Genomic DNA, 23,427 nt, shown 5'->3' with positions numbered 1-23,427 from the left:
GTCAGCGGTCCGCCGAGCCCAGCCGCATCGCGATGAGCTCGGTGAAGAACTGGGGGTTCTGCTCCGCGACGACCTCGAGTGCCATCGGGTCGAGCAGCACCCGGGCCTCGGTGCGCGGCACGAAGAGCTCGAGTCGGGCACCGTTGCGCGTGTGCACCTTTCGGAATCGCACACCCGCGAACTCGTTGCCGATTCCGTCCCACGGCTCGGCCGAAACGACGCCGGGCGGTAGATCATCCGAGGGCGCGGTCATGATCGACGTCCTTTCGTTCGGGTGCCGACTTCGTCGTCACGACCCGCGGCACCGACCCGTAGACGTCTGCGCCGCGGCGGCCGGCGAGGACCGGTAGTTTCGCGCGCGCCGCGGCGACTTCTCCGAGATCGAGTTCGACGACCTCCACGGCCTCCGCACACTCCCCGAGATCAGCCCGCACGTCGCCCCACGGACCCACGACGAGCGCGTGACCGTACGTCTCGAATGCGTCGCGGTACTCGGGCGTCGGCGAGTGCACGGTCGCGGGCGCCACCACGTAGGCGAGGTTCTCGATGGCACGGGCGCGCAGCAGCGTGTGCCAGTGTGCTTCGCCGGTGGACCGCACGAACGCGGCGGGTACGAGCAACACCTCGGCACCTGCCGTAGCGAGTTCCCGCGCCACCTCGGGAAAGCGGACGTCGTAGCAGATCGTGAGCCCGATGCGGACGCCGTCGACGTCGACGAGGACGAGTTCCGAGCCCGCCTTCTCCACCGACGACGCTTCGAAGGACTGCCCGCCGAGATTGGCGTCGAAGAGGTGCAGCTTGTCGTACCGGCCCGCGATCTCGCCGGAAGCATCGATCACGAGGGCCGAGTTGAAGACGCCGTCGTCGGTACGGTTCTTCATGCCACCGAGAATCACGACGACACCTGTCCGGCGCGCGGCCAGCCGCAGCTGCCGCACCGGTTCGCCGTCGACGCCCGTAGCGGCGGCGCGCATCTCGGTGTTGGTCCCGAGCATCAGACCGTTCTCGGGTAACACCACCACCGTTGCACCGTCGGCCGCGGACTTCTCGATGCACCGCACCGCGGTGGCCGTGTTCGCGGCGACGTGGGTGGTGGCGTGCCACTGCGTCAGGCCGACGCGCAACGTCCGTGTCGGGCTCACGACGCACCCGCCGACGCGGCAACCGCACCCGCACGGGCACGCGCATCGTCGAGATCCATGTTGACGACCGTCCAGCCGCCGCCCGACGCCTCCATCGGCTCGTACGAGTACACGTGTCCGTGGATTCCCGGGCCCGCGACGCCGAGCATGATCATCCAGTTCATGATCTCGTACTGCCCGTGCTCGAGCAGCGGGAACGGTTCGAGCGAGCACATGTCCAGACCCCTACCTGCCTGCAGCAATTCCAGGATGTAGGTGTCGAACTCGGTATCGACGCCACCGAAATGGCCCGGGTCGAGCCAGTGGGAAAGACCGCCGGTAGCGAGGAAGGCCACCTTCAGGCCCGAATCCTCGACGACCGAGCGCATCGCCTCGCCGAAACGTCGTGCGTTGAACGGCGAGAAGGTGCGTGCAGGCTGCGTGATGACCGGCACGACAGGCAGATCGGGCCGCGGGAGCATCAGTCTCAGCGGCACGATCAGGCCGTGGTCGAGTTCCACACGAGGTGCCTCCTCCACCTCCAGACCCGCGGACCGGACGGCCCCTGCGAGTGCCCGGGCGAACTCCGGGTGCCCGGTGAGTTCGAGATCGAGGTCGGGTCGCTTGAAGAATTCCATCGACCCGGCGTGTCCGTCACCGACACCGAGCACGAAGTGACCGGTGTCGAAGCTCTGGAAATGGCAGTCGGCGGACACCAGGATCACATCCGGGTCGGCGGCGGCGATGTCCTGCGCGAGCTTGTCGTACCCGGCCAGCAGCCGCGACACCGAGTCCTCGGGGTCGATCTCCGGCCTGGCCAGCAGGTCGGGTACGTGCGAGCAGCCACCCGCGAAGACGAGGCCACGCGGCACGTCCGGTGTGGGCAGCGGCAGCGAGTCGTCGACCACGAACGCACCCGCGCTCGATGCGTCGCCGAGGTCGTCGTTGAACCACCGGCTGACGAGGATCGTCAAACCGTCGTTCAGGCCGACCGCCCGCAGCCGGTCCCGCTCGCCGGCAAGGATGGTTTCCGCCCACGCCTGGTCGACACCGAGCAACTCCGGTGCCCGATCGGGCTCTGCCTTGACTGCGGCGAGCAACTCGGCGTCGCGAGCCATCGCGAGGATCGCGTTCTCGATCGCGCTCTTGTCCATTCCCGTCACCTCCTGATGGGTTTCGTGCCCGTTCGTTTCGTGTCCCGAGCGACTACTCGCTCACGAGCTTTCCGTCGCGCACGACCGCTACACCGTCGATCTCGACGGTGCACCCACGCATCGGCACGTCGAGGTGCGCGGGAGTCTCGCGGTTCGCGAAGCGGTTCGATCCGGTGGACCACATGAAATTGCCTGCCGTCGAGCGCAATTCCTGACCGTAGAGAGAACGGGGGTCGTACACGTCGAAAGCCGACCAGCGCGCGCGTTCGAGCAGTCCCCAGCCCATGTGGCTGAGCGCCCAGACCTCGCCGTCGTTCCATGCTTCGAAGTAGTCCTCGAGTACATGGGCGTCGGTGCCGTTGCCGGAGATCTTCGTGATGAAGCCCTTCTCGACCTCGATCGTGACGGTGTCCTGCACGTAGCGCTGCCACGGAATCAGCGCGTCGCCCGGTTGCAATACGATCTTGCCCTCGGCGGTGCGGTCGTTCGGGAAACACGCGACGAATCCGGACGGCCAGTGGTCCCAACGGCCCGGCTCGTCGACATAGCCCCACTGGTGCGTGATCGGGAGATCCTCGCCCGAGATGTCGGCGGTGAGGTCCATACCTGCCGCATTCGTCACGTGCAGTGTCGAACCCGCACGAAGCTTGTTGCCGCCGGCCTCGACCTCGCTGCGCAGTGGCGCGTCGCCGGCCAGACGTTCGAGCACGTCGTTCGGCTCGGCGACGAACAGCATCCGCTTGCCGTTTCCGGTGATCCGGGTTCGTACGTCCGAGTGGATGAGCCCACCGACGGTCACGTCGACGACGAAGTCGCACTCTCCTGCTGCGGCGAGCAGCGGTGCTACTTCGCGGCCGTCGGGCTGGTACGGGGGAAGGTTCGGATTCGACAGGCTCGATGCGTGCAGCACGAGCGCGCCTGCGCCGAGCTGACGCGCTGCCGCGACCGCAGCCGCGACGTACTCGTCCTTCTGGCCGAGTTCGGCGATGATGCCGACCGTCTCGGTTGCGTCGAGCTTGCACAGTCGGAACTGTTCGACGAAGTTCTCGGTCAGTGTCCTTGGCATGGGTTCACTCCTCGGTGTTTCTCGAAAAAGACGGTGGCGGCAGATCAGTGGGCGGCGCGCACGGCACCACCGTCCACAGACAGCGACGTCCCCGTGACGAACGACGCGCGCGGCGATGCCAGGAATGCCACGGCATCGGCGATCTCGGTGGCTTCGGCCCAGCGGCCGAGCGGTATGTCCCGGACGACAGTGGCTATCTCCTGCTCCACGGTCGTGCCGTGGGATCGCGACTTCATCTCGACGATGCCCTGCATCCGGTCGGTACCGGTGGCACCTGGCATCAACTGGTTGACGCGCACACCATCCGGCGCGAGCTCCGCGGCGAGAGTCTTCGCGAACGCGGACGCCGCCGAACGATAGGACGACGACAGCACGCCGCCGAGCGCGGGCTGGCGCACCCAGGTCGACGACAGCAACACGATCGAGCCACTGCCCTGCTCACGCATCCGGCGCGCCGCCGCGGTACCCAGCTGCACGACAGGTCGCAACAGAAGGTCGTGTGCCGCTTGCCAATCGGACCACACCGTGTCCAGGGTCGGAAGGATCTTGGGGCCCGGCGTGTTGAGTACCGCGACGTCGATGCTGCCGTGCACCTCGGCGACCGAGTCGACAAGCGCCGCAGTCGCCTCCGCGTCGGCGAGATCGACCTCGAAGGGCACTATCCTCCCGTCACCGAGGTCCTCGACGTGGCTGCCCACCGTGCGCGCCGCAGCGACCACGGTCATGCCTTCGAGTGCGAGCCGTTCAGCGACGGCCCGGCCGATCCCGCGGGATGCGGCCGTCACGAGGGCGACGCCCTTCTCCAATCCGAGATACACGTGAACTCCTGTGCAGTCGTGGGTGATGCGAGGCTCAGAGCTCGCGAATTGCCTGTTCGGCGCACAGCGATATCGCTCGCCGCGCCTTGTCCTGGTCCGCGTCGGGCACGGTGCCGTCGCCGATCGACGACGCGTAGCCCCACTCGTCGGAGCGGAAGACGGACGGACACACGTCGAAACATGTCCCGTAGCCGTCGCACTTCGTCGCGTCCACGGCAACCTTCATTGCACTGCTCCTTCCCGGGCGTCGTGTTCGCCGGACGTCGCACGGCGTTCGAGTTCCGCGCCGACGGATCGGGCGAGAGCGGCGGCACCGTCGACGAAACCGCATGCACCGCGCCCGGTGATGTGGGTTCCCCACCGCGACAGGTTCGCTCGGTGCCCCGCGCTGTCGTCGCCCCTCGAGACCTGACGGATCGAGCGGGCGATCGCATTGGTCGCGCTGACGCACACCCCGCACTGCGCTGCCGATTCCTGACGGAACCAGTCCGCGAGCTCACCGGCGATCGCGAGGACGTCGTCGTCCTCACCGAGAACCGTGACGGCCGCACAACCGAGGCCCGAGCCCAGCGCGTTCAGCGCGTCGTAGCAGCAGGTCACGGCAGCACGGTCGCCTTGGAGGATGCCTCCGAACCAACCGCCCATCAGCAGTCCGTGCGGGACCCGCGGGCCTGCGCCCGCCGCCACGAGCTCGTGCACGGGCCGCCCCAGGGACATCTCGAACACGCCGGGCGAACCGACAGCGCCGGTCAACGTGAACAGGGCGGTGCCTTTCGAGGTGTCACTCCCGACGGCGGCGAACTCGTCCGCGCCGTGCACCCGGATCCACGCCGCGTGCGCGAGCGTCTCCACATTGCTGATCAGGGTGGGCAGCCCGCGCACCCCGGCCTCGTAGGGCCGCGGCGGTTTGCTCGTGGGTTTCGCGGCTCCCCCGTCGATGGAGCGACACACCGCCGACTCCTCGCCTGCGACGTACGTGTGCTCGGCGACGTGGGTACGAAGCGACATACCACCGGGAACCAGTCCGGCTGCGCCGATCTCGCCGATGGCCCGGTCGACGACGGCTGCGACCTCGACGTCCGAGAGATACACGATCGCGTCGCGCGCACCGACCACAGTGGCCGCGAGGATCAGCCCGTCGAGTACGAGGTGCGGGCGCCGCGTGAGCAACCACCGGTCCTTCGACGACGCCGGTTCGCCCTCGTGGCCGTTCGCGACCACGACCGTCTCGCCGCCCGCCGCCCGCACCGTCGACCATTTCCGATGCGCGGGGAAGCCCGCACCGCCGCGCCCGCGCAGGCCCGACTTCTCGAGTTCGCGGACGAAGGCGTCCGCGTCGGGCCGGTCTCCGAAGAAGCCGAGCCCGCGCTCGTCGTCGAGGCCCCACGAATCGCTTTCGACGCCGGGCGCGACGAGACGTGCCGGTGTCGCGCTCACGACGCGGGCGGGCCCGCACACCGACGGTGCGCGGTAGAGCACCGATTCGATCGCAACGGTCATGACAGCCCCCTGACCTGTGACAGTGCCTGGTCCAGCGAGACCACATCGCCGTATTTGGCGTCGATGTCGAAGAGCGCCGCGTCGTGCGGTGCGGTCTCGCGGTCACCGACGCACTCACGGACGACGAAGGTCGGCAGGTCCGCCGCACACGCGTCGACGACAGTCGCGCGCACACAGCCGGAAGTCGTCGCGCCTGCGACGACGAGTGTGTCGACGCCGGCGGCCGCCATCTCCGCGGCGAGAGCAGTGCCGGCGAACGCCGACGCGGTCTGTTTCACGACGAGGTGTTCGTCGTCGCGCATCGCAAGCCGCTCGTCGATCCGCACGCTGCGATCACCTTCACGGAGCACGGTCAGCGCGGGCATCTTGCGCAACCAGGTTCGTCCGATGCCGCCGTCCTCGGGAAACGCGATCGTGCTGAACCACACCGGTATTCCGGCGCAACGCGCGGTGTCCAGCAGCGTGCGGGTGTTCTCGACCACCGCGTCGAGATCGAATCCCGGACGGTAGCCGGCCTCGGTGAATCCGTACTGCAGATCGACGACGACGATCGCGGGGCGCGCGCCCGGCGTCAACGTGCCGAGCAGCCCGCCCTCCGTGTAGCGCTCGCGGATCCCGCTCGCGGCGCTCAAAACTCGAACTCCGGCCACTCGCCGGGCTCGGCCCGCATCATGTCGGCGTAGAACTGGTAGAGGTTGCGCTGAACCCCTTCCTCGTAGCGGGTCCAGAACACCTTGCCAGGCCCGGGCCAGTCGGACACCGGGGTCGCCATGCCGATGCCCGGCATCCCCATCTCGTAGTTGAGTTCGAAGTCGAGGAGTTCGCTCGCCACCGACGACCCGGTGCGCGTGACGGTGAGCCACGGCTCGGTGTCGTCCATCTCGAAGGATCCACCGAGCGAGAACGTGCCGAGTGCGGCGCGGTACGCGCGGTCCTTCTGCTCGGGCGTCATGTTCTTGTATCCCACGAACCAGTTCCAGATCTCGATCTGGTTCGGCCCCTTCGGCTGCCATGTCCGGATGGTGAGGATCCCGGTGGGGGCATGGTGCGCGCCATCCTCGGTCATCGGCAGCGCGAGCATCGAGAAGTTGGGGAAAACATTGCCGACGAACACTCGCGAGCGGCGGGCCACCTCGAGCTGCTCCGGTGAGATGTTGACGCTGTCGAAGTGCTCGGCCAGTGAATCCGGGAATCCGAAGAAGTTCGGGCCGGGCTCGTCGGCGTACTCGGCCATCGAGAACGACAGCGAATGGCCCGGCGATGCCTGGATGTGGTAGCCCATCATGTTCTCGCTGAACGGAACCGGGAAAGCGCCGATGCTCCACACCGACTTGTGCAGGGTTCCGAGGTGGTAGTCGTCTCCGGAGAAGTTGTCGGCACCCGACTTCCAGTTCGCGTCGACCACGAATCGCTGCGGCTTGCCGAGCACCTCGACACCGTCTCGGTCGAGTCCGAAGATCAAGTCGAGGTACCAGGCCATGCCGCCGAGGTACTCGCGCAGCGGCGGCGCGGTCGGATCGAGTGTCGCGAAGACCAAGCCGTGGAAGGATTCGACCTGCGCGGCGCGTGCGAGTCCGTTGCGTTCCTTGCTCATGTTCCCGAACGCGTTCTTCCACAACGGCGCTCCCACGAGCGAGCCGTCCGACGAGTACGTCCACCCGTGGTACGGGCAGCGGAAGTGGGACGAGTTTCCCGAGTCGGCGCGGCAGATCTGCACTCCGCGGTGACGGCACGCATCGAACAGGACGTTGACACCGCCCTTCTCGTCGCGGGTCACGACGAACGAGTCCTCGCCGATCTTGCGGACGACATAGTCGCCGTTGGCTTCGATCTCGGACTCGTGTGCCATGTACACCCACGCCCGGCCGAAAATCCGGCGCAGTTCCGCGTGGTAGACGTCCGGATCGCCGAAGATCGACGACGGGATCCGGCCTTCGGACAGGCCCGCCTCGATGCGGTCCATCAGGCCGTGGACTTTCGGGGGAAGGCTCGACGTACGGGTCTGGTCTGGTGCGCGATGCTGTTCGGTCGCTGGATTCACGGGGCTGCACTCCTGAGGGCGAAGGACGGGTGCGCTAGAAGAAGAGCGAGAAGTTGTGGGTACCGATCACGGTGAGGTCGAGGTAGACGACCCGCCGCAGTAGCCGTAGTGCGCCGTCTTCCCGGCGCAGCACGTCGCGACGTTCACCCGACAGCAACTGGGGCTTGGTCTGTTCCTGACGTGTGCGGAAGATGAGGATGTTGCTGCGCACGTCGAGGTGATCCTGGCCGCCGCCGTGCTCGCGTACGCGCACATTGGTCACGAAGTGCCGCACTCGCGACGGCGGGTCCTCGGCCCACGCGTACTTGGTCTCACCACGTGTCACACGCGAGTCGAGCGAGCCGTAGGTCTCGTCGAGGTGGAATGTGTTTTCCGAGAATCCCAGCCCGCGTGCACGTTCGACCGTCTCACGTACCGGAACCTGGTAGACGATGTCGGTGCTGACGAGCTCGGTGAGCCAACGGCGCTCGTCGAGGTCGTCGAGCAGCTCGGCCTCGTAATGCAGGAAGTCGAGGACCTCGGCGTGCCGGGCGTCCGAGCTCGGGAGGGGGCGTGCGGTCGACACCGGCGCAAACTGAGTGGTCAACTCGGACCTCCGTAAACTGGATACACTTTTGGATGCAGTGGTAGCTTGCACCGGATTCGACGAGTGCGCAACCCCCGAATCGAGACGTTACGAAGCGGAAACACGCAGACGCGGAATGAAACTCGCCGTGCCGCGACCGGAAGAAACAGCTACCGGCGAGTAACTACTGCGCGCGCAGAACCGCCCGCCTGCTGCTCGTGGCCGATTGTCGGCTCCGAGAGCGAGGCGGGCGGGACGTCGAGCGATGGGACGGATGGGCGACGGAACGGGGGCGCGTGCGGTTCAGACCGCAACGCCGAGCGCGTCTGCCGGGCCGTGCGATGCGCTCGCGCTGTCGAGCAGGGCAGCGTAGCGTCCGCCGGCAGCCACGAGTTCGTCGTGTGTGCCGCGCTCGGCAACGGTGCCGTGCTCGAGGACGACGATCTGGTCTGCGTCGCGGATTGTCGAAAGCCGGTGCGCGACAGTGATCGTGGTGCGTCCCCGGCTCGCGGTGTCGATGGCGGCCTGCACCGCACGTTCGGTGTCGTTGTCCAGCGCGCTGGTGGCCTCGTCGAGGACGAGGATGCGCGGGTCGCGCAGCAAGGTCCGCGCGAGGGCGAGGCGCTGCTTCTCGCCGCCCGAGAAGCGGTGCCCGCGGGCACCGACGACCGTGTCGTAGCCGTCGGGCAGGGAGGCGATCAGGTCGTGCACCTGCGCGGCGCGGGCCGCCGTCTCGATCTCGGCGTCCGTCGCGTCGGGCCGTGCATGACGCAGGTTGTCCCGGATGCTCGCGTGCAGCAGGTAGGTCTCCTGCGACACGACGCCGACGAGTTCGGCGAGGCGACCAAGCGCGATGTCACGGACGTCGACACCGTCGATCGACACGGTGCCTGTCGTCGCGTCGTGCAAGCGTGGCACGAGCGACGCGAGTGTCGTCTTGCCCGAACCGGTTTCGCCTACGAGGGCGAGCGACGACCCTGCAGGCACGTCGATCTCGACGTCGCGCACTGCGTCGCGGTCGGAACCTTCGTAGCGAAAGGTGACACTGTCGAAACGCACGGCGCCTGCGGTCTTCTCGCGTGAGATGTCGACGGGATCCTCGGGATCGGCGATGTCGACCGGCAGGTCGAGGTACTCGAAGATGCGGCTGAACAATGCGAGCGAGCTCGTGATGCTGACACCGACGTCGAGCAGGCTCATCAGCGGCCGGAACAGTGTGCCTTGCAGGCCGGTGAAGGCGACGAGCGTGCCGATCGTCATGCCACCGGACGTCGCGGGCAGACCCGCTACGAGATACAGCAACGCGGGAATCGCCGCGAAGATCATGTTCATCGTGGCCATGCGCCAGCGGCCGGACAGTTGCGAACGCACCTCGAGGTCGGCCAGCACGTGCGACGTGTCCGCGAAGCGCGCGTTCATTGCCGGGCCCGCGCCGAGGGTCTTGGCGAGCTGTATTCCGCCGATCGAGAGCGATTCCTCGATCTGCGTCTGCATGTCGGCGAGCGTCCGCTGACGCTGCGCCGTGATCTCGCGTCGCATCCGCGCGACGCGACGGGTGAGCCAGATGGCGGGCGGGAGCACGACGAGCGAGAGCAACGAGAGCCGCCAACTGAGCGCGGCCATCGCGACCACGGTGCCCACGACGGTCGTGACGTTGGCGGCGATGGAGGTCGCGGTCGACGTGACGACGGTCTGCATGCCGCCGATGTCGTTGGTCAGCCGCGACTGCACCTCGCCGCCACGCGTGCGCGTGAAGAATCCGAGCGACTGACGCCCGAGATGCGCGAAGACGCGCGTACGCAGGTCGTGCATCACCCGCTGACCGACGTCGGTCGAGATCCACGTCTGGAGCACGCCGAAGACCGAGCCGACGATCGTGATGCCGAGCATGGCGACAACGGACCACACGAGCAGTGGGACGTCCTGCTGCGGGATGGCGCGGTCGATCACCGCGCGCACGAGGAAAGGATTGGCGAGCGTCACGAGCGACGACGCGACGATGAGGACGACGACGACCGCGATACGCACGCGGTAGGGCGCGAACAGCGCGCCGATGCGGCGCAGGCTGACGGGCTGTTCGGCGAGTTGAACTCGGTCTGCGGGGTCGACGGTGCTGCGGCCTCGCGATCGGGGGTCTGCCATGCAACCACCCCTCTCGGTGAAGGAAGGTATCGCTCCCTGAGCGATATTTACTGAGGTTCCCTCACAATGAGGCATACGTCAAGTGAGGTACGCTCACCTCATGAGCGACGCCTGCGCCGACACCGCCCACGCCCCCGGCACCGAAACACTTCGTGACCTGGTGTTGGGCACTGCCCGCACGCTGCGTCGACGATGGGTGTCGACGCTGCAGCCGTGGCAGCTGTCGCCCCACGAGTTCCGCGCGCTCCGCGTCGTCGAACACGACGAACGGCCGCGCCTGAGCGCTGTCGCACGTGCGCTGCACATCGCGCCGCGCTCCGCCACCGAGGTGATCGACCGACTCGAGGAACGCGGGCTCACCGAACGCGTCCCCGACGAGTTCGACCGCCGCGCCACGTGCGTGCGCACCACCGCGGACGGGCGTCGGGTGCTCGACGAATTGCGGTCGGCGCGCGACGCCGATTCGGACGAGTTCTTCGCCGGTATCACCGACGCCGAACGCGCCGAACTCCGACGGATACTGACGAAGCTGCACGGCGGGGCGAGCTGAGCCTCGAGCACCTGCTCGTCGATCGGGGAATCGGGCCGTTCACGCCGCCGACACCGGCGTGTTCTGGCGGGCCGCCACCCACCAGTGGTCGTTTTCCTTGACCATCACATAGAGCGCGACCATGGCGGGAGTCTCGTCGACGAGCTCACCGTCGGCGGTGGTTGCACGAGCGAACTTGTGGACGACGGCCACGTCCGGCCGCAGGAATTCGATGTCACCCAGGTCGTAGCGCACGAACTCGTCCTTCAGGAATCCCCCGAGGCCACGTTCCGCAGCCTCGAACAGAGAGTCGTATCCCGTGATCAGCGTGCCCACCGCATTCCCAGCCGAGGCATTGGCGGTGAAGCCGCTCACCATCAGTTCGGCATCGTTGGTGTTGTAGCCGGTCTCGACGTCGCCTACCAGCTGCGTGATCGCGGCAACGTCGGCCGCGTGGTCGGTTGTGATGTCTCGAACGACCGGTCGATCGGATGTGGTTGCTTCCATGTCCACATCCTCGAACCCGAACTGCGCTCGAGGTCAAGCCCCTCGGGCCACTCGAATCCGATTCGGCGCCGGGCGCTCAGAGAATCGGCGACGGCGTGTAGCGCGCGGCGTCGGGGTGGGCGTCGGCCAGCGTCTGGACGGCCGCGATCACCTCGGCCACCTGAGCCTCGGCCGCACCGACGAAAGCGGACTTGTCGTCGAGCAGTGCGTCGAGCTGCGGGCGGTCGAGCGGAATCCGCGAATCGGCGGCCAGTCGGTCGAGCAGGTCGGGTTCGCGACCTTCCTCGCGCATCGCGAGGGCGACGGCGACCGCATTCTCCTTGATCGCCTCGTGCGCCGTCTCGCGGCCGACGCCCGCGCGCACCGCGGCCATCAGCACCTTCGTCGTCGCGAGGAACGGCAGGTAGCGCTCGAGTTCCTTGTCGATGACGGCCGGGTACGCACCGAACTCGGCGAGCACCGTCAGGAACGTCTCGATCATGCCGTCGATCGCGAAGAATGCATCCGGCAGTGCGACGCGGCGCACCACCGAGCAGAACACGTCGCCCTCGTTCCACTGCGCCCCGGCGAGCTCGGCCGCCATCGACGCGTACCCGCGCAGCACGACCTGCAGGCCGTTGACGCGTTCGCACGAGCGAGTGTTCATCTTGTGCGGCATCGCCGACGACCCGACCTGGCCGGGCTGGAAGCCTTCGGTGACCAGCTCGTGTCCTGCCATGAGGCGCACGGTGTGTGCGAACGACGACGGCCCGGCGCCGAGCTGGACTAGCGCGGACAGGGCGTCGTGGTCGAGCGAGCGCGGGTAGACCTGGCCGACACTCGTGAGCACGTGCGTGAACCCGAGATGCCGCGCGACCGACTGTTCGAGCTCGACGAGCTTGCCCTCGTCGCCACCGAGGAGGTCGAGCATGTCCTGCGCGGTGCCCATCGGGCCCTTGATGCCGCGCAGCGGGTAGCGATCGATCAGCTCCTGCAGGCGGGACAGCGCGACGAGGACCTCGTTCGCGGCGGACGCGAAACGCTTGCCGAGCGTGGTGGCCTGGGCCGCGACATTGTGCGAGCGGCCGGCCATGACGAGCGAGCCGTACTGCGCGGCGTGCTCGGCCAGCCGCGCCGCGACCGCGACGCCGTGGTCGAACACGTATTGCAGCGACTGCCGCACCTGCAACTGCTCGACGTTCTCGGTGAGGTCGCGGCTCGTCATGCCCTTGTGGATCTGCTCGTGGCCTGCGAGCGCATTGAACTCCTCGATGCGCGCCTTCACGTCGTGGCGCGTGACCCGCTCGCGCTCCGCGATCGACGCGAGGTCGACCTGCTCGAGCACACGCTCGTAGTCGGCGATGGCGTCGGCGGGCACATCGATCCCCAGTTCGGCCTGCGCGCGCAACACCGCGATCCAGAGGCGGCGTTCGAGCACCACCTTGTTCTCGGGCGACCACAGGGCCACCAGTTCGGGACTTGCGTAGCGGCCGGCAAGGACGTTGGGGATTGCGCTCACGCGCCCAGTTTACGGGGACCGCCGATCCACCTCGGGCACGACCGTCAGTCCACGCGGCCTGCCGTTGTCGAGCGGCGCATTTTCCGGTGCGAGCAGACCGATCACGTCGACGAGCACGGATCTCGTGAACCCCCGCACGTCGGTCGCGTGATCGCTGAGCGCCGACATCACGGCACCGTCCACGATCGCGAGCAGTTTGCGCAGGCGCCCCCGCGCATCACGGTCGGAACGCTGCAATGCCTCGGCGACGATGTCGCCCAACTGCGACCGCAGCCGACCCTGCACCTCCTGCAGCTCGTCGCGGCGAGCCGACGCGACCAGCCATTCGAGCCGCGCGACGAGCCGCTCGTGGTCCTCGTGATCGAAGTACGGGCCGACCAGCAGGTCGACGAGCAGTTCGGCCGTCGCCTCGTCGCCGCGCGTGCGATGCGACAGTCGGGTGACCTGGCCGCGCATCGTGTCGAGTTCGCGGCTGCCGATGCGGTCGACCGCCGCGGCGATCAGGTCGTCGAGCGACTCGAAGTAGTACGTCGTCGATGCGAGCGGCAGGTCGGCTCTCGTCGCGACCGACCGATGCCGGACAGCATCGAACCCGCCCTCGACCAGCAGGTCGGCGGCCGCGTCGACGAGTGCCTGACGTCGCCTTTCGCCCTTGGGTGTTGCCGCGGTGGACACGCCATCATGGTGCCAGGACACACGTGCGCACCACGGCGGTTTGAACGACGAGCTGCGAATTGGCCCACACTCGCCCTTGTGAGCACTTGACGAGTCCAGGTACGCCGAGATCACTCACGAGAGACGGTCGAGCGCCTGCACGATGTCGTCGGTCGCACCCGCGAACGACAGTCGCACCGTGTGGTTGCCGCGTGCGGTGTCGAAGTCGATGCCCGGCGCCAGTGCCACTCCCGTGCGGGTGAGCAGATCGGCGCACCACCGCACCGAGTCGTCGGTGAGATGCGCGATGTCGGCGTACACGTAGAACGCGCCGTCGGCGGGGGCCAGCTTCGTGATGCCGAGCTGCGGCAGCCCCTCCAGCAGCAGTGCACGGTTCGCGGCGTACCGCTCCACATGCGCGTCGAGTTCGGCGCGCGACTCCTCGCCGAATGCCGCCACGGCCGCGTACTGGGACACCGACGGCGGACACACCGTCATGTTCGACGCGAGCCGCTGCAGCGGACGCGTCAGGTGCTCCGGCACGAGCATCCAGCCCAGCCGCCAGCCCGTCATCGAAAAGTACTTCGACACCGATCCGACGACGACCGACTGCCGCGACGTCTGCCACGCGCAGCTCGTGCGCGGTTCGCCGAACTCGGCGCCGCGGCCGAACTCGATCCCGTGGTAGATCTCGTCGGATACCAGCAGCGTGCCGTGGTCGTCGCACCAGCGGGCGAGCGCGGCGAGCTCGTCCGGATCGATCACCGTGCCGGTCGGGTTCGCGGGGCTCGCGACGATCAGGCCCGCGGGCGGGCGTTCGAGCGCGTCGAGCATCGCGACGGTCGGCTGGTACCGCGTCTGCGGCCCGCAGTCGAGTTCGACGACCTCGCAGCCGAGCGCGGCCAGCGTGTTGCGGTACGCGGGATAGCCGGGCCGCGCGACGACGACCGTGTCGCCCACGTCGAACGCCGCGAGGAAGAGCAATGTGAACGCGCCCGACGAGCCCGTGGTGACCACGACGTCCTCGGCGTCGACGTCGATGCCGGACTCGGCGCGGTGGTAGCGCGCGATCTCCTCGCGCAGCTCGAGGATGCCGAGTGTCTCGGTGTACCCGAAGAGCTCGCTGTCGAGAGCGTCGCGCATCGCCGCGAGCACCGGCGCGGGAGCGGGCGTCGACGGCTGCCCCGCCGCGAGTGACAGCACGTCCCCGTGCGTACGTCGGCGCTGCGCGGCCGCCTTCCAGACGTCCATGACGTGGAAGGGTTCGATACCCGATCGTTTCGATTCAGCGTGCACGTACCGACGGTAGACCGTCGCGGAGCGGTTGCCGACTCGTGGTCTCGGCCGCATCGCCGAGCAGTTCTCCGCGCCGTGCGTGGGCGGCCGCGCGGATCGCGTCGACGACGACCGCGACCTCGGGCCGTCGGAAGGACTCGGTGCGCGCGACCAGCCAGTACGACAGCCGCGCACGCACCCGCGGCAGCACCCGCACGAGGTCGTCGTGCCGGTCGGCCATGAAGCACGGGAGCAGCCCGATGCCCGCGTGGGCTCGGGTCGCCTCGACGTGCACGAACACATTCGTCGAGGTGACTGCTTCCTGCATCTGCGGCACGAGCGTGCGCGCGAGGTCGAGGTCGTCGACCTGCAGCATCGAATCGACGAAGTAGATCAGCGGATGCCCGGACAGTTCGGCGTGCGACGTCGGGGCTGCGTGCCTGCACAGATACGAGCGCGACGCGTAGAGCCCGAGGGTGTAGTCGGCGAGGCGAATCGCCTCGGCACGGTGCACGTGCGGCTCCCCCACCACGATCTCGATGTCGACGCCCGAGCGGGTGTGGGACGCGAGGCGCGTCGCGGTCACGATCTCGACGCCGATGCGCGGGTGCCGTGACCGTACGTCGACGGCGGCAGGCGCGAGCAGGTACGCACTGAAACCGTCGGTGGCCGAAACCCGCACGGCTCCTTCGAGGCCCGCCGTGCCGTCGGCATCGGTGGACAGTCCCAGCATCGCGTCCTCGACCTGTTCCGCCGACGCGAATGCGCGACGACCGAGCTCGGTGAGCTCCCACCCCGCGGCGCCCCGGGTGACGACGCGTCCGCCCAACGCGTGTTCGAGGCTCTCGATGCGGCGCGCGACGGTCGTGTGGTTGAGGCCGAGGTCGTCGCCCGCCGCGGTGAACCGGCCGGTGCGGCCCACCGCGAGCAGAACGACGAGATCCTGTGGATTCACCGCCCCGCCACGCATGTGTGCATTTTTGCAGAGGGCATGCGCGGGTTCGGTCATTGTGCGTACGAAATTCTTCACCCGATACTCACCACCAGTGACACACGTCACAATCGTGCGAACGAGGAGGAGTCAGCATGGCCGGCGTCGCTCATCCGGCGAACGAGCCGACAGACCACCGCGGACTGCGCCGGGTGGTCGCGGCGTCGATGGCGGGCACCGTCGTCGAGTGGTACGAGTTCTTTCTCTACGGCACAGCCGCGACACTCGTGTTCAGCAAGGTGTTCTTCGCCGAGAGCACGAGCGAACTCGACGCGATCATCGCCGCCTTCGTCACCTACGCGGTCGGCTTCGTCGCCCGGCCCCTCGGCGGGGTCGTGTTCGGCCACTTCGGCGACAAGTTCGGCCGCAAGAAACTGCTGCAGTTCAGCCTGCTGCTCGTCGGCACCGCGACCTTCCTGATGGGCTGTCTGCCCACCTTCGCCCAGGTCGGCTACTGGGCCCCGACGATGCTCGTCGTGCTCCGGTTCGTGCAGGGCTTCGCCGTCGGCGGCGAATGGGGCGGGGCCGTGCTGCTGGTGGCCGAGCACAGCCCCGACCGCGCGCGCGGTTTCTGGGCGTCGTGGCCGCAAGCGGGCGTGCCCGCAGGCAATCTGCTCGCGACGATCGTGCTGCTCGTCCTCACCACCACACTGTCCGACGCCGCATTCCTGAGCTGGGGCTGGCGCATCGCCTTCTGGCTGTCGGCGGCGATCGTGCTGGTGGGCTACTACATTCGCACCAAGGTGACCGATGCGCCGATCTTCGTGCGCGCCCAGCGCGAAGCGGAAGAGGTCAGGTCGTCGTCGTTCAGCGCGATCGAGGTGATCAAGCGTTACCCGCGCGGCGTGCTCACCGCGATGGGCCTGCGATTCGCCGAGAACGTCATGTACTACCTCGTGGTCACCTTCTCGATCACGTACCTCAAGGTCGTCGTGCACGCCGACACCGCACACATCCTGTGGTGGATGCTCGCTGCACACGCGGTGCATTTCGCGGTCATCCCGCTCGTCGGCAGACTCTCCGACACGGTCGGCAGGCGGCCGGTGTACATGGTGGGGGCACTGACCACGGCGACCTGGGGGTTCTTCGCCTTCCCTATGATGGACACCGGCGACAACGCGATCATCATCGCGGCGATCGTGATCGGCCTGGTGTTCCACGCGCTGATGTACTCGGGCCAGCCGGCGATCATGGCGGAGATGTTCCCGACGCGCATGCGCTATTCGGGTGTGTCACTCGGCTACCAGGTCACGTCGATCGTCGCCGGCTCGCTCGCACCGATCATCGCGACGTCGCTCCTCGATCGCTTCGACTCGTCGGTTCCCATCGCGATCTACCTCGCCGCCGCGTCGGTGATCACCGTCGTCGCCGTCGTCGTCGCGCGCGAGACACGCGGCATCTCACTGGAATCGGTCGACGCGGCCGACCTCGCCACGGCCGGCGCCGCCGAGAACACAGCGCGGCGGGTCGAGGCATGAGAGACACCCTCGACGGTCGCACCGCCCTCGTGACGGGAGGAGCGAGCGGGATCGGTGCGGCCTCCGCTCGGGCACTCGCCGAGCGCGGCGCGCGCGTCACCGTCGCCGATGTCGACGCGGACGCGGCCGAAGAAACAGCCGGCGAGATCGGCGGCGTCGCATGGACAGTGGACTTCGCCGACACCACGGCGCTGGACGATCTGCGGCTCGACGTCGACATCCTCGTCAACAACGCGGGTATCCAGTCGGTGGCGCCGATCCAGGACATGGCGCCCGCGACCTTCCGGCACATGCAGAAGATCATGGTCGAGGCACCGTTTCTCCTGATCCGAGCGGCGTTGCCGCACATGTACGCACATGGCTTCGGGCGCGTGATCAACGTGTCATCGGTCCACGGACTGCGGGCCTCGCCGTACAAGTCGGCCTATGTGACCGCGAAACATGCACTCGAGGGGCTGTCGAAGGTGACTGCGCTCGAGGGAGCGGAGCACGGCGTCACGAGCAACTGCGTCGACCCCGGCTACGTGTCGACCCCGTTGGTGCAGAAGCAGATCGCCGACCAGGCGCGTGTGCACGACATGAGCGAGTCCGAGGTGATCGAGCGCGTCATGCTCACCGAGAGCGCGATCAAGAGGCTCGTGCGGCCGGACGAGGTGGCATCGCTCGTCGTGTGGCTCGCGGGCGACGACGCCGCGATGGTGACCGGTGCGTCGTACACGATGGACGGCGGCTGGTCTTCCCGCTGATCTCGCAGAACCCACTGCCGCACCATGATCGGGCGGTGCCCACTCGAGCAGAGTGGGCACCGCCCGATGCGGCTGTCACCCCGCGGAGGCGCCGGGTGCGGCCTGACTCACAAGCCGCCGAGCAGCAGGTGCAGCAGGTCGCCGACGATTCCGACCAATCCAGCCACGAGTCCCATGCGATTTCCTTTCCCCGAAATGATCCCGCCGATGCGGCGGAGCTCGTTCCTCGAGCCGTCTCCGACGCTATGGGGATCGGATTTCCGAGCCGTTACGCACAGGTGAGGATGCGAGCCGAATCGCGTAACACAACTACATCGAAATATGTTGTGCCGTAACAGTTTCCAAGTATACCGAAGACTGTAGACAACAGACGTGAACGGCCGACCGCCGCCGATCGACCCTCCCCTGGCCGAGCAGAAGCGGGGTGCTACAACGTGATACGACCTTCGACGGCGGCGAGGCCGATGTCGGTGCGGAAGTGCCCACCCGGCAGGTCGACGTGCGAGAGGCGCTCGTACGCCTGGTCGCGGGCGGCCACCAGGTCCGCACCGGTGCCGACGACGCTGAGCACGCGTCCACCCGCGGACACGACCTGGCCGTCGACGCGCTTGGTGCCGGCATGCAGGACGCCCTCTGCGTCGGCGCCGGTGATCGTGTCGCCGGTACGCGGCGGGCCCGGGTAGTTCTCGGCTGCGAGCACGACCGTGACGGCGGCGCCGTCCTTCCAGCGCGGCGCGGACACCTGTGCGAGCGTGCCCTTCGCGGCCGCATTCAGCAGCTCACCGAGGGGGCTCTCGAGCAGCGCGAGCACCGCCTGGGTCTCCGGATCGCCGAAGCGGCAGTTGAACTCGACGACGGCGGGTCCGTCTGCACCGATCGCGAGGCCCGCGTACAGCAGGCCCGAGAACGGCACGCCACGTCGGGCCATCTCGGTGGCGACAGGACGCACGACCTTCTCGACGATCTCGTCGACCGTCTCGTCGGGCAGCCACGGCAGCGGCGTGTACGCCCCCATACCGCCGGTGTTGGGCCCGCTGTCCCCGTCGCCGACGCGCTTGTGGTCCTGGGCGGGGATCAGCGGTACGACGGTCTCCCCGTCGACGATGCTGAACAGCGACACCTCGGGCCCGTCGAGGAACGACTCGAGCAGGACCGGATGCCCGTTCTCGAGCAGGTCGGCAGCGTGCGCGCGGGCCGCGGCGCGATCGGGCGTGACGACGACTCCCTTGCCGGCCGCGAGTCCGTCGTCCTTGACGACCCAGGTGGGGCCGAAGCGATCGAGTGCGGCATCGAGCTTGGCGGGATTGTCCACGATCTCGCTGTGCGCGGTGCGCACGTCCGCGGCGGCCATGACGTCCTTCGCGAACGCCTTCGATCCCTCGATGCGTGCGGCGTCGGCGGACGGGCCGAAGCACGCGATACCTGCGGCCCGCACGGCGTCGGCCACGCCGAGCACGAGCGGCACCTCGGGACCGATCACGACGAGGTCGGCGGCGACGTCCTTCGCGAGTTCCGCGACGGCCTCGCCCGAGGCGACGTCGACGGCGCGCTGCTCGGCGATCGCCGCGGTGCCGGCATTGCCGGGCGCGCAGATCAGGCCGGTGACGCCGGGGTCACGCTGGAGAGCGAGCAGCAGGGCATGTTCACGGGCTCCGGAGCCGATGACGAGTACGCGCACGCCCACAGCCTAGAGGCACGCGCGCGGGCGCGGTCACCTGCCCGTCGCGGTGGTCGGGGCCGTGGACCGTAGTGGCCACACGGTCTGCTGCCCTACCCTCGGCTCATGGCATCGGTATTCAGCAAGATCATCAGCGGCGAGCTGCCCGGACGCTTCGTGTGGGAGGACGACGACGTCGTCGCATTCCTGACGATCAACCCGTTCACCCAGGGACACACGCTCGTCGTACCGCGCGAGGAGATCGACAACTGGCAGTCGATCGACCCGGCGCTGTGGCAGCACATCACGTCGGTCGCACAATCGCTGGGCAAGGCCGTCGTCGCGGCGTTCGACGCCCCGCGTGCGGGCCTCGTCGTCGCGGGGCTCGAGGTGCCGCACCTGCACGTGCACGTGTTCCCGGCGTACGAACTCGGCAACTTCGACTTCGCGAACGCCGAACGTGAGCCGTCGGCGCACTCCCTCGACGAGGCCGCCACGAAGATCCGCGGCGCGCTGCGCGAGCAGGGCCACGACCGGCACGTGTCGGATCGCTGACGGCGCAGCCGTCCACCCGGTCAGCGCTGACGGCGCAGCCGTCCACCCCGTCAGCGCGGCAGTTCGACGCGGAAGGTCGCGCCCTCGCCCGGACGCGAGTCGACGGTGACGGTGCCGCCATGTGCCGCGACGAGGGCCGCGACGATCGACAAGCCGAGCCCGGAGCCGCCGCTGCGCCGCGCCCGCGACGTGTCCGAGCGATAGAAGCGCTCGAACACGTGCGCGGCGTCCTCCTCGCTCAGGCCCGGCCCGGTGTCCGACACCTCGAAGAACACGGTCCGCTCCGTCGTACCGAGGCGCACCACGACGTCGGCGCTCTCGGGTGTGTGCGCGAGCGCGTTGCCCAGGAGGTTGCCGAGCACCTGACGCAGCCGGGCGTCGTCACCGTTCACCTCGGCTGTGCCGGGGCCGTCGAGGACGACGAGCGAGATCGCACGGCCGGGTGCGACGGCTCGAGCGCCGTGCACCGCGTCCGACGCGACGGCGAGCAGATCCACCGGTGCGCGTTCGAGCGGCCGCTGCGAATCGAGTCGCGCGAGCGTGAGCAGGTCTTCGACGAGCAGGCCCATACGCGACGCCTCGCCCTCGATCCGCGCCATGAGCGCATCCGTGTCGGTCATCGCCCCCTGCCGGTACAGCTCGGAGAAGCCGCGGATGGTGGTGAGCGGTGTCCGTAGCTCATGACTCGCGTCCGCGACGAAGCGGCGCATCCGGTCCTCCGATCGGCGCGCCGACTCCTCCGACGCCTCGGTCGCGGCGAACGCCCGCTGGATCTGCGCGAGCATGCCGTTGAGCGCGACGGTGAGCCTACCGACCTCGGTCCGTGAATCACGTTCGGGCACACGACGATGCAGGTCGCCCGACGCGATCGCTGCCGCCGTCCGTTCGACTTCGGCGAGCGGCCGCAACGACCGGCGCACCACGAAGTAGCCGACCACACCCAGCAGGACGAGCACGATCGCCCCGATCACGAGCTCGAGCCCGATGAGCCGCTCGACGGTCTCGTCGTTCTCGGTGAGGGTGACGGCGACGGTGACGGTTCCGTCGGCACCGGTCGTGCTGAGCACGCGCCAGCGCGGCGTCGAGTCGCCGACCGACTGCACCGTCGTCGGTGACGTCGCGGGCGTGTCCGGCAGGGCGGGCTCGGCGTCGCTGTCGTTGATCGTGCGCAGCGGCTCGCCCGCGGCATCCGCGATCTGCACGAAGAACGGGGTGGGTGGGCGGCCGAGGCTGGGTGCGTCCGGTGGCGGCACCGGATGCTGGTCGCGCGGCTTCGCCCAGCCCTGCGCGGCGTCGTGCAGCTGCGCGTCGACGCGCGACATGAGCGAGTTCTCCAGCGCGGACGTGACGGCGGCCCCGCTCGCCAACAGGCCTGCGGCCGTGAGTACCAGCACCGCGGCGACGAGGGTGAACCGCAGCGGCAGTGCGCGCAGGCGATTCTTCATCGCGGCTCGCGCATCACGTAGCCGACGCCGCGCAGAGTGTGGATGAGTGGCTTGTCCCCGGTGTCGACCTTGCGCCGCAGATACGACACGTACGACTCGACGACGCCGACCTCACCACCGAAGTCGTAGTTCCACACGTGATCGAGGATGCGCGGCTTGCTGAGCACCGTGCCCGCGTTGACCATGAAGTAGCGCAGCAAGGTGAACTCGGTGGGCGACAAGGACACCGGTTCGCCCGCCTTCCACACCTCGCGGGTGTCGTCGTCGAGTTCGAGGTCGGCGAACCTGACCCGCGACGACGCCTGCTCCCGACCGAGTGTTCCCGCCCGGCGCAGGATCACCCGCAGCCGTGTGACCACCTCTTCGAGGCTGAACGGCTTCGTGACGTAGTCGTCCGCCCCGAGGGTCAGCCCGGTCACCTTGTCCTCGACCGAATCCTTCGCCGTCAAGAACAGGACCGGGGCGTCGACGCCGTCTGCACGCAGCCGCTTCAGCATGCCGAGACCGTCCATGCCCGGCATCATGACGTCGAGGATCAGCGCGTCCGGCCGGAACTTGCGCGCAACATCGAGCCCTTCGGCCCCGCTGGACGCGGTTGCAACCTCGAAACCCTGGAAGCGCAGGCTCACACTCAGCAGCTCGATGATGGTGGGCTCGTCGTCGACGACGAGGATGCGCGCTTCGGGGGCGGATTCGGCGGCGGTCGAGTTCTCGGTCACTCCGCCATGATCGCGCGCGTCGCTGGAGTTCGGCTGGCCGTTGCCTGTGTGCTTGCTGTGAGCCCTGCTTGCCTCCGTGGCGGGCGGCTGCCGGGAGAGGCCGACGGGTCGTCGCGGCAGGCTCTGCGCGTGTGTCGCGGGTTACAGTGACCCTATGAATCTGGTGTCGCTGGCCGCGCTGCCCGTCCGCATCGGACTCGCCGCCACCGAGGCGTCGCTCGGCATCGCCGAAGCCGCGCTCGGCAGCGCGCGTGCGGCGGTCGCGGGCACCACCGCGGCGGCCACCGGCGCCTCCCCGTTCGCGAGCACGCGCGCACCGCTGCAGATGCTCTACCAGATCTCGAACCTCACGTCGGACGAGCGACCCCTCGGCCAGGCCCTCGCGCCCGGGGGTCCCCTCGACCGGCTGTTGAGCCCCGGCGGACCGGTCGACCGGCTCACCGCGCCTGGCGGCACCCTCGAACGGCTGCTCGAGCCGGGAGGCCCCCTCGAGCGGCTCCTCGCACGCGGCGGCCCGCTCGACCGCGTGCTCGCCGAGGACGGCGCGCTCGATCGGCTGCTCGCTCCCGGCGGGCTGCTCGACCGGCTCACCGCCGAAGACGGGCCCCTCGAACGGCTCACCGCCGAAGAGGGCGCCGTCGAGCGGCTCACCGCGAAGGGCGGCGTCCTCGACCGCGCACTCGCCGAGCAGGGCATCCTCGAAACCCTGCTCGCCGAGAACGGCGCTTTCGAGCGACTGATCGCGGAGGACGGCCCGCTCGACCAGATCGTGTCGCTGTCGCAGACCCTCACCTCGGTCGCACCCAATCTCGAACGACTCGGCCAGAGCGTCGACGTCCTGCAGGAGACGGTCGAACTGCTCAGCGCCGCCGTCGGGCCCCTCGGCGAACTCGCGGGCAAGCTGCCCGGGCGCTGGTTGCGCGGGCGCGGCGACCGACCCGATCTCGCACTCGGCCCCGGCTGACG

Annotated in this window: 24 protein-coding genes; 5 read left to right on the top strand and 19 right to left on the bottom strand. The window is 68.6% G+C overall.

Translation table 11 applies throughout. The annotated features are described in order from the left end of the window. Position 1: 1 nt before the first annotated feature. The 11 genes from HCA44_RS05865 to HCA44_RS05815 form a co-directional block, all read right to left on the bottom strand. Positions 2 to 253 (bottom strand): hypothetical protein, encoded by a 252-nt coding sequence (locus HCA44_RS05865; protein ID WP_169647587.1) that lies wholly within the window; start codon positions 251 to 253, stop codon positions 2 to 4. Further along, positions 234 to 1,142, bottom strand: a complete 909-nt coding sequence (locus tag HCA44_RS05860) for a nitrilase-related carbon-nitrogen hydrolase (protein ID WP_169647586.1) — start codon at positions 1,140 to 1,142, stop codon at positions 234 to 236. The genes HCA44_RS05865 and HCA44_RS05860 overlap by 20 nt, the downstream gene beginning before the upstream one ends. After that, positions 1,139 to 2,275: a protocatechuate 3,4-dioxygenase gene (locus HCA44_RS05855; RefSeq protein WP_169647585.1), complete on the bottom strand. Its 1,137-nt coding sequence runs from the start codon at positions 2,273 to 2,275 to the stop codon at positions 1,139 to 1,141. The genes HCA44_RS05860 and HCA44_RS05855 overlap by 4 nt, the downstream gene beginning before the upstream one ends. A gap of 52 nt (positions 2,276 to 2,327) precedes the next feature. Next, positions 2,328 to 3,341 carry a hypothetical protein gene (locus HCA44_RS05850; RefSeq protein ID WP_169647584.1) on the bottom strand — a complete coding sequence of 338 codons (1,014 nt, stop codon included), beginning with the start codon at positions 3,339 to 3,341 and terminating at the stop codon, positions 2,328 to 2,330. A gap of 44 nt (positions 3,342 to 3,385) precedes the next feature. Beyond that, positions 3,386 to 4,159, bottom strand: a complete 774-nt coding sequence (locus HCA44_RS05845) for an SDR family oxidoreductase (RefSeq protein WP_169647583.1) — start codon at positions 4,157 to 4,159, stop codon at positions 3,386 to 3,388. Positions 4,160 to 4,193: 34 nt separating this feature from the next. Continuing rightward, entirely contained in the window at positions 4,194 to 4,385 is a 192-nt protein-coding gene (locus tag HCA44_RS05840) for a ferredoxin (protein ID WP_169647582.1), read from the bottom strand. Then, positions 4,382 to 5,659: an NADH-ubiquinone oxidoreductase-F iron-sulfur binding region domain-containing protein gene (locus HCA44_RS05835; RefSeq protein WP_169647581.1), complete on the bottom strand. Its 1,278-nt coding sequence runs from the start codon at positions 5,657 to 5,659 to the stop codon at positions 4,382 to 4,384. The genes HCA44_RS05840 and HCA44_RS05835 overlap by 4 nt, the downstream gene beginning before the upstream one ends. Then, entirely contained in the window at positions 5,656 to 6,291 is a 636-nt protein-coding gene (locus HCA44_RS05830; protein ID WP_206037759.1) for an isochorismatase family protein, read from the bottom strand. Before HCA44_RS05830 ends, HCA44_RS05835 begins: the two co-directional genes overlap by 4 nt. Continuing rightward, positions 6,288 to 7,700, bottom strand: a complete 1,413-nt coding sequence (locus HCA44_RS05825; protein WP_169647579.1) for a Rieske 2Fe-2S domain-containing protein — start codon at positions 7,698 to 7,700, stop codon at positions 6,288 to 6,290. Before HCA44_RS05825 ends, HCA44_RS05830 begins: the two co-directional genes overlap by 4 nt. Before the next feature lie 34 nt (positions 7,701 to 7,734). Further along, the gene (locus tag HCA44_RS05820; RefSeq protein WP_206037758.1) at positions 7,735 to 8,286 is read right to left on the bottom strand and encodes an aromatic-ring-hydroxylating dioxygenase subunit beta; all 552 of its coding nucleotides are present in this window, start codon (positions 8,284 to 8,286) and stop codon (positions 7,735 to 7,737) included. A 282-nt stretch (positions 8,287 to 8,568) separates the two neighbouring features. Beyond that, the gene (locus HCA44_RS05815; RefSeq protein WP_169647578.1) at positions 8,569 to 10,407 is read right to left on the bottom strand and encodes an ABC transporter ATP-binding protein; all 1,839 of its coding nucleotides are present in this window, start codon (positions 10,405 to 10,407) and stop codon (positions 8,569 to 8,571) included. A 100-nt stretch (positions 10,408 to 10,507) separates the two neighbouring features. Between HCA44_RS05815 and HCA44_RS05810 the strand changes: the two genes are divergently transcribed. Then, complete coding sequence (locus HCA44_RS05810) at positions 10,508 to 10,957, top strand: MarR family transcriptional regulator (protein WP_169647577.1); 450 nt, start codon at positions 10,508 to 10,510, stop codon at positions 10,955 to 10,957. A 39-nt stretch (positions 10,958 to 10,996) separates the two neighbouring features. Here HCA44_RS05810 and HCA44_RS05805 read toward each other — a convergent pair whose 3' ends face one another. The 5 genes from HCA44_RS05805 to HCA44_RS05785 form a co-directional block, all read right to left on the bottom strand. Beyond that, positions 10,997 to 11,443 (bottom strand): SgcJ/EcaC family oxidoreductase, encoded by a 447-nt coding sequence (locus HCA44_RS05805; protein WP_169647576.1) that lies wholly within the window; start codon positions 11,441 to 11,443, stop codon positions 10,997 to 10,999. Positions 11,444 to 11,519: 76 nt separating this feature from the next. Further along, entirely contained in the window at positions 11,520 to 12,941 is a 1,422-nt protein-coding gene (gene purB, locus HCA44_RS05800; protein WP_169647575.1) for an adenylosuccinate lyase, read from the bottom strand. Positions 12,942 to 12,950: 9 nt separating this feature from the next. Continuing rightward, complete coding sequence (locus HCA44_RS05795; protein ID WP_169647574.1) at positions 12,951 to 13,616, bottom strand: TetR family transcriptional regulator; 666 nt, start codon at positions 13,614 to 13,616, stop codon at positions 12,951 to 12,953. Between the two features lie 114 nt (positions 13,617 to 13,730). Then, positions 13,731 to 14,891 carry a pyridoxal phosphate-dependent aminotransferase gene (locus HCA44_RS05790; RefSeq protein ID WP_169647573.1) on the bottom strand — a complete coding sequence of 387 codons (1,161 nt, stop codon included), beginning with the start codon at positions 14,889 to 14,891 and terminating at the stop codon, positions 13,731 to 13,733. Continuing rightward, positions 14,881 to 15,840 (bottom strand): LysR family transcriptional regulator, encoded by a 960-nt coding sequence (locus HCA44_RS05785; protein ID WP_169647572.1) that lies wholly within the window; start codon positions 15,838 to 15,840, stop codon positions 14,881 to 14,883. Before HCA44_RS05785 ends, HCA44_RS05790 begins: the two co-directional genes overlap by 11 nt. A gap of 116 nt (positions 15,841 to 15,956) precedes the next feature. Between HCA44_RS05785 and HCA44_RS05780 the strand changes: the two genes are divergently transcribed. Both HCA44_RS05780 and HCA44_RS05775 read left to right on the top strand, forming a co-directional pair. Continuing rightward, a complete protein-coding gene (locus HCA44_RS05780) occupies positions 15,957 to 17,339 on the top strand; it encodes an MFS transporter (protein WP_169647571.1) in 1,383 nt (460 codons plus the stop codon). Continuing rightward, positions 17,336 to 18,085, top strand: a complete 750-nt coding sequence (locus tag HCA44_RS05775; protein ID WP_169647570.1) for a 3-hydroxybutyrate dehydrogenase — start codon at positions 17,336 to 17,338, stop codon at positions 18,083 to 18,085. The genes HCA44_RS05780 and HCA44_RS05775 overlap by 4 nt, the downstream gene beginning before the upstream one ends. A 427-nt stretch (positions 18,086 to 18,512) precedes the next feature. Here HCA44_RS05775 and purD read toward each other — a convergent pair whose 3' ends face one another. Then, a complete protein-coding gene (purD, locus tag HCA44_RS05770; protein ID WP_169647569.1) occupies positions 18,513 to 19,763 on the bottom strand; it encodes a phosphoribosylamine--glycine ligase in 1,251 nt (416 codons plus the stop codon). A 105-nt stretch (positions 19,764 to 19,868) separates the two neighbouring features. Here purD and HCA44_RS05765 point away from each other — a divergent pair, with 105 nt between their 5' ends. Then, the gene (locus tag HCA44_RS05765) at positions 19,869 to 20,297 is read left to right on the top strand and encodes an HIT family protein (protein WP_169647568.1); all 429 of its coding nucleotides are present in this window, start codon (positions 19,869 to 19,871) and stop codon (positions 20,295 to 20,297) included. A 50-nt stretch (positions 20,298 to 20,347) separates the two neighbouring features. Here the strand turns inward: HCA44_RS05765 and HCA44_RS05760 are convergent, their stop codons facing one another. Both HCA44_RS05760 and HCA44_RS05755 read right to left on the bottom strand, forming a co-directional pair. Beyond that, a complete protein-coding gene (locus HCA44_RS05760; RefSeq protein ID WP_169647567.1) occupies positions 20,348 to 21,742 on the bottom strand; it encodes a HAMP domain-containing sensor histidine kinase in 1,395 nt (464 codons plus the stop codon). Beyond that, entirely contained in the window at positions 21,739 to 22,461 is a 723-nt protein-coding gene (locus HCA44_RS05755) for a response regulator transcription factor (protein ID WP_169647566.1), read from the bottom strand. Before HCA44_RS05755 ends, HCA44_RS05760 begins: the two co-directional genes overlap by 4 nt. 154 nt (positions 22,462 to 22,615) lie before the next feature. Between HCA44_RS05755 and HCA44_RS05750 the strand changes: the two genes are divergently transcribed. Continuing rightward, positions 22,616 to 23,425 (top strand): ABC transporter, encoded by an 810-nt coding sequence (locus tag HCA44_RS05750; protein WP_169647565.1) that lies wholly within the window; start codon positions 22,616 to 22,618, stop codon positions 23,423 to 23,425. The last annotated feature ends 2 nt before the right edge of the window (positions 23,426 to 23,427 follow it).

The organism is Rhodococcus sp. HNM0569 (assembly GCF_012726205.1).
Taxonomy (GTDB): domain Bacteria; phylum Actinomycetota; class Actinomycetes; order Mycobacteriales; family Mycobacteriaceae; genus Rhodococcus_F.
Note: the sequence above shows the minus strand (reverse complement) of the source record. Positions and strands in the feature narration are given on the sequence as shown.

Coding starts and splice junctions, on each gene's coding strand:
- HCA44_RS05865 (WP_169647587.1), bottom strand. CDS start 253: ATGACCGCGCCCTCGGATGATCTACCGCCCGGCGTCGTTTCGGCCGAG.
- HCA44_RS05855 (WP_169647585.1), bottom strand. CDS start 2,275: ATGGACAAGAGCGCGATCGAGAACGCGATCCTCGCGATGGCTCGCGAC.
- HCA44_RS05850 (WP_169647584.1), bottom strand. CDS start 3,341: ATGCCAAGGACACTGACCGAGAACTTCGTCGAACAGTTCCGACTGTGC.
- HCA44_RS05840 (WP_169647582.1), bottom strand. CDS start 4,385: ATGAAGGTTGCCGTGGACGCGACGAAGTGCGACGGCTACGGGACATGT.
- HCA44_RS05835 (WP_169647581.1), bottom strand. CDS start 5,659: ATGACCGTTGCGATCGAATCGGTGCTCTACCGCGCACCGTCGGTGTGC.
- HCA44_RS05815 (WP_169647578.1), bottom strand. CDS start 10,407: ATGGCAGACCCCCGATCGCGAGGCCGCAGCACCGTCGACCCCGCAGAC.
- HCA44_RS05810 (WP_169647577.1), top strand. CDS start 10,508: ATGAGCGACGCCTGCGCCGACACCGCCCACGCCCCCGGCACCGAAACA.
- HCA44_RS05805 (WP_169647576.1), bottom strand. CDS start 11,443: ATGGAAGCAACCACATCCGATCGACCGGTCGTTCGAGACATCACAACC.
- HCA44_RS05785 (WP_169647572.1), bottom strand. CDS start 15,840: ATGCGTGGCGGGGCGGTGAATCCACAGGATCTCGTCGTTCTGCTCGCG.
- HCA44_RS05780 (WP_169647571.1), top strand. CDS start 15,957: ATGGCCGGCGTCGCTCATCCGGCGAACGAGCCGACAGACCACCGCGGA.
- HCA44_RS05775 (WP_169647570.1), top strand. CDS start 17,336: ATGAGAGACACCCTCGACGGTCGCACCGCCCTCGTGACGGGAGGAGCG.
- HCA44_RS05765 (WP_169647568.1), top strand. CDS start 19,869: ATGGCATCGGTATTCAGCAAGATCATCAGCGGCGAGCTGCCCGGACGC.
- HCA44_RS05760 (WP_169647567.1), bottom strand. CDS start 21,742: ATGAAGAATCGCCTGCGCGCACTGCCGCTGCGGTTCACCCTCGTCGCC.
- HCA44_RS05750 (WP_169647565.1), top strand. CDS start 22,616: ATGAATCTGGTGTCGCTGGCCGCGCTGCCCGTCCGCATCGGACTCGCC.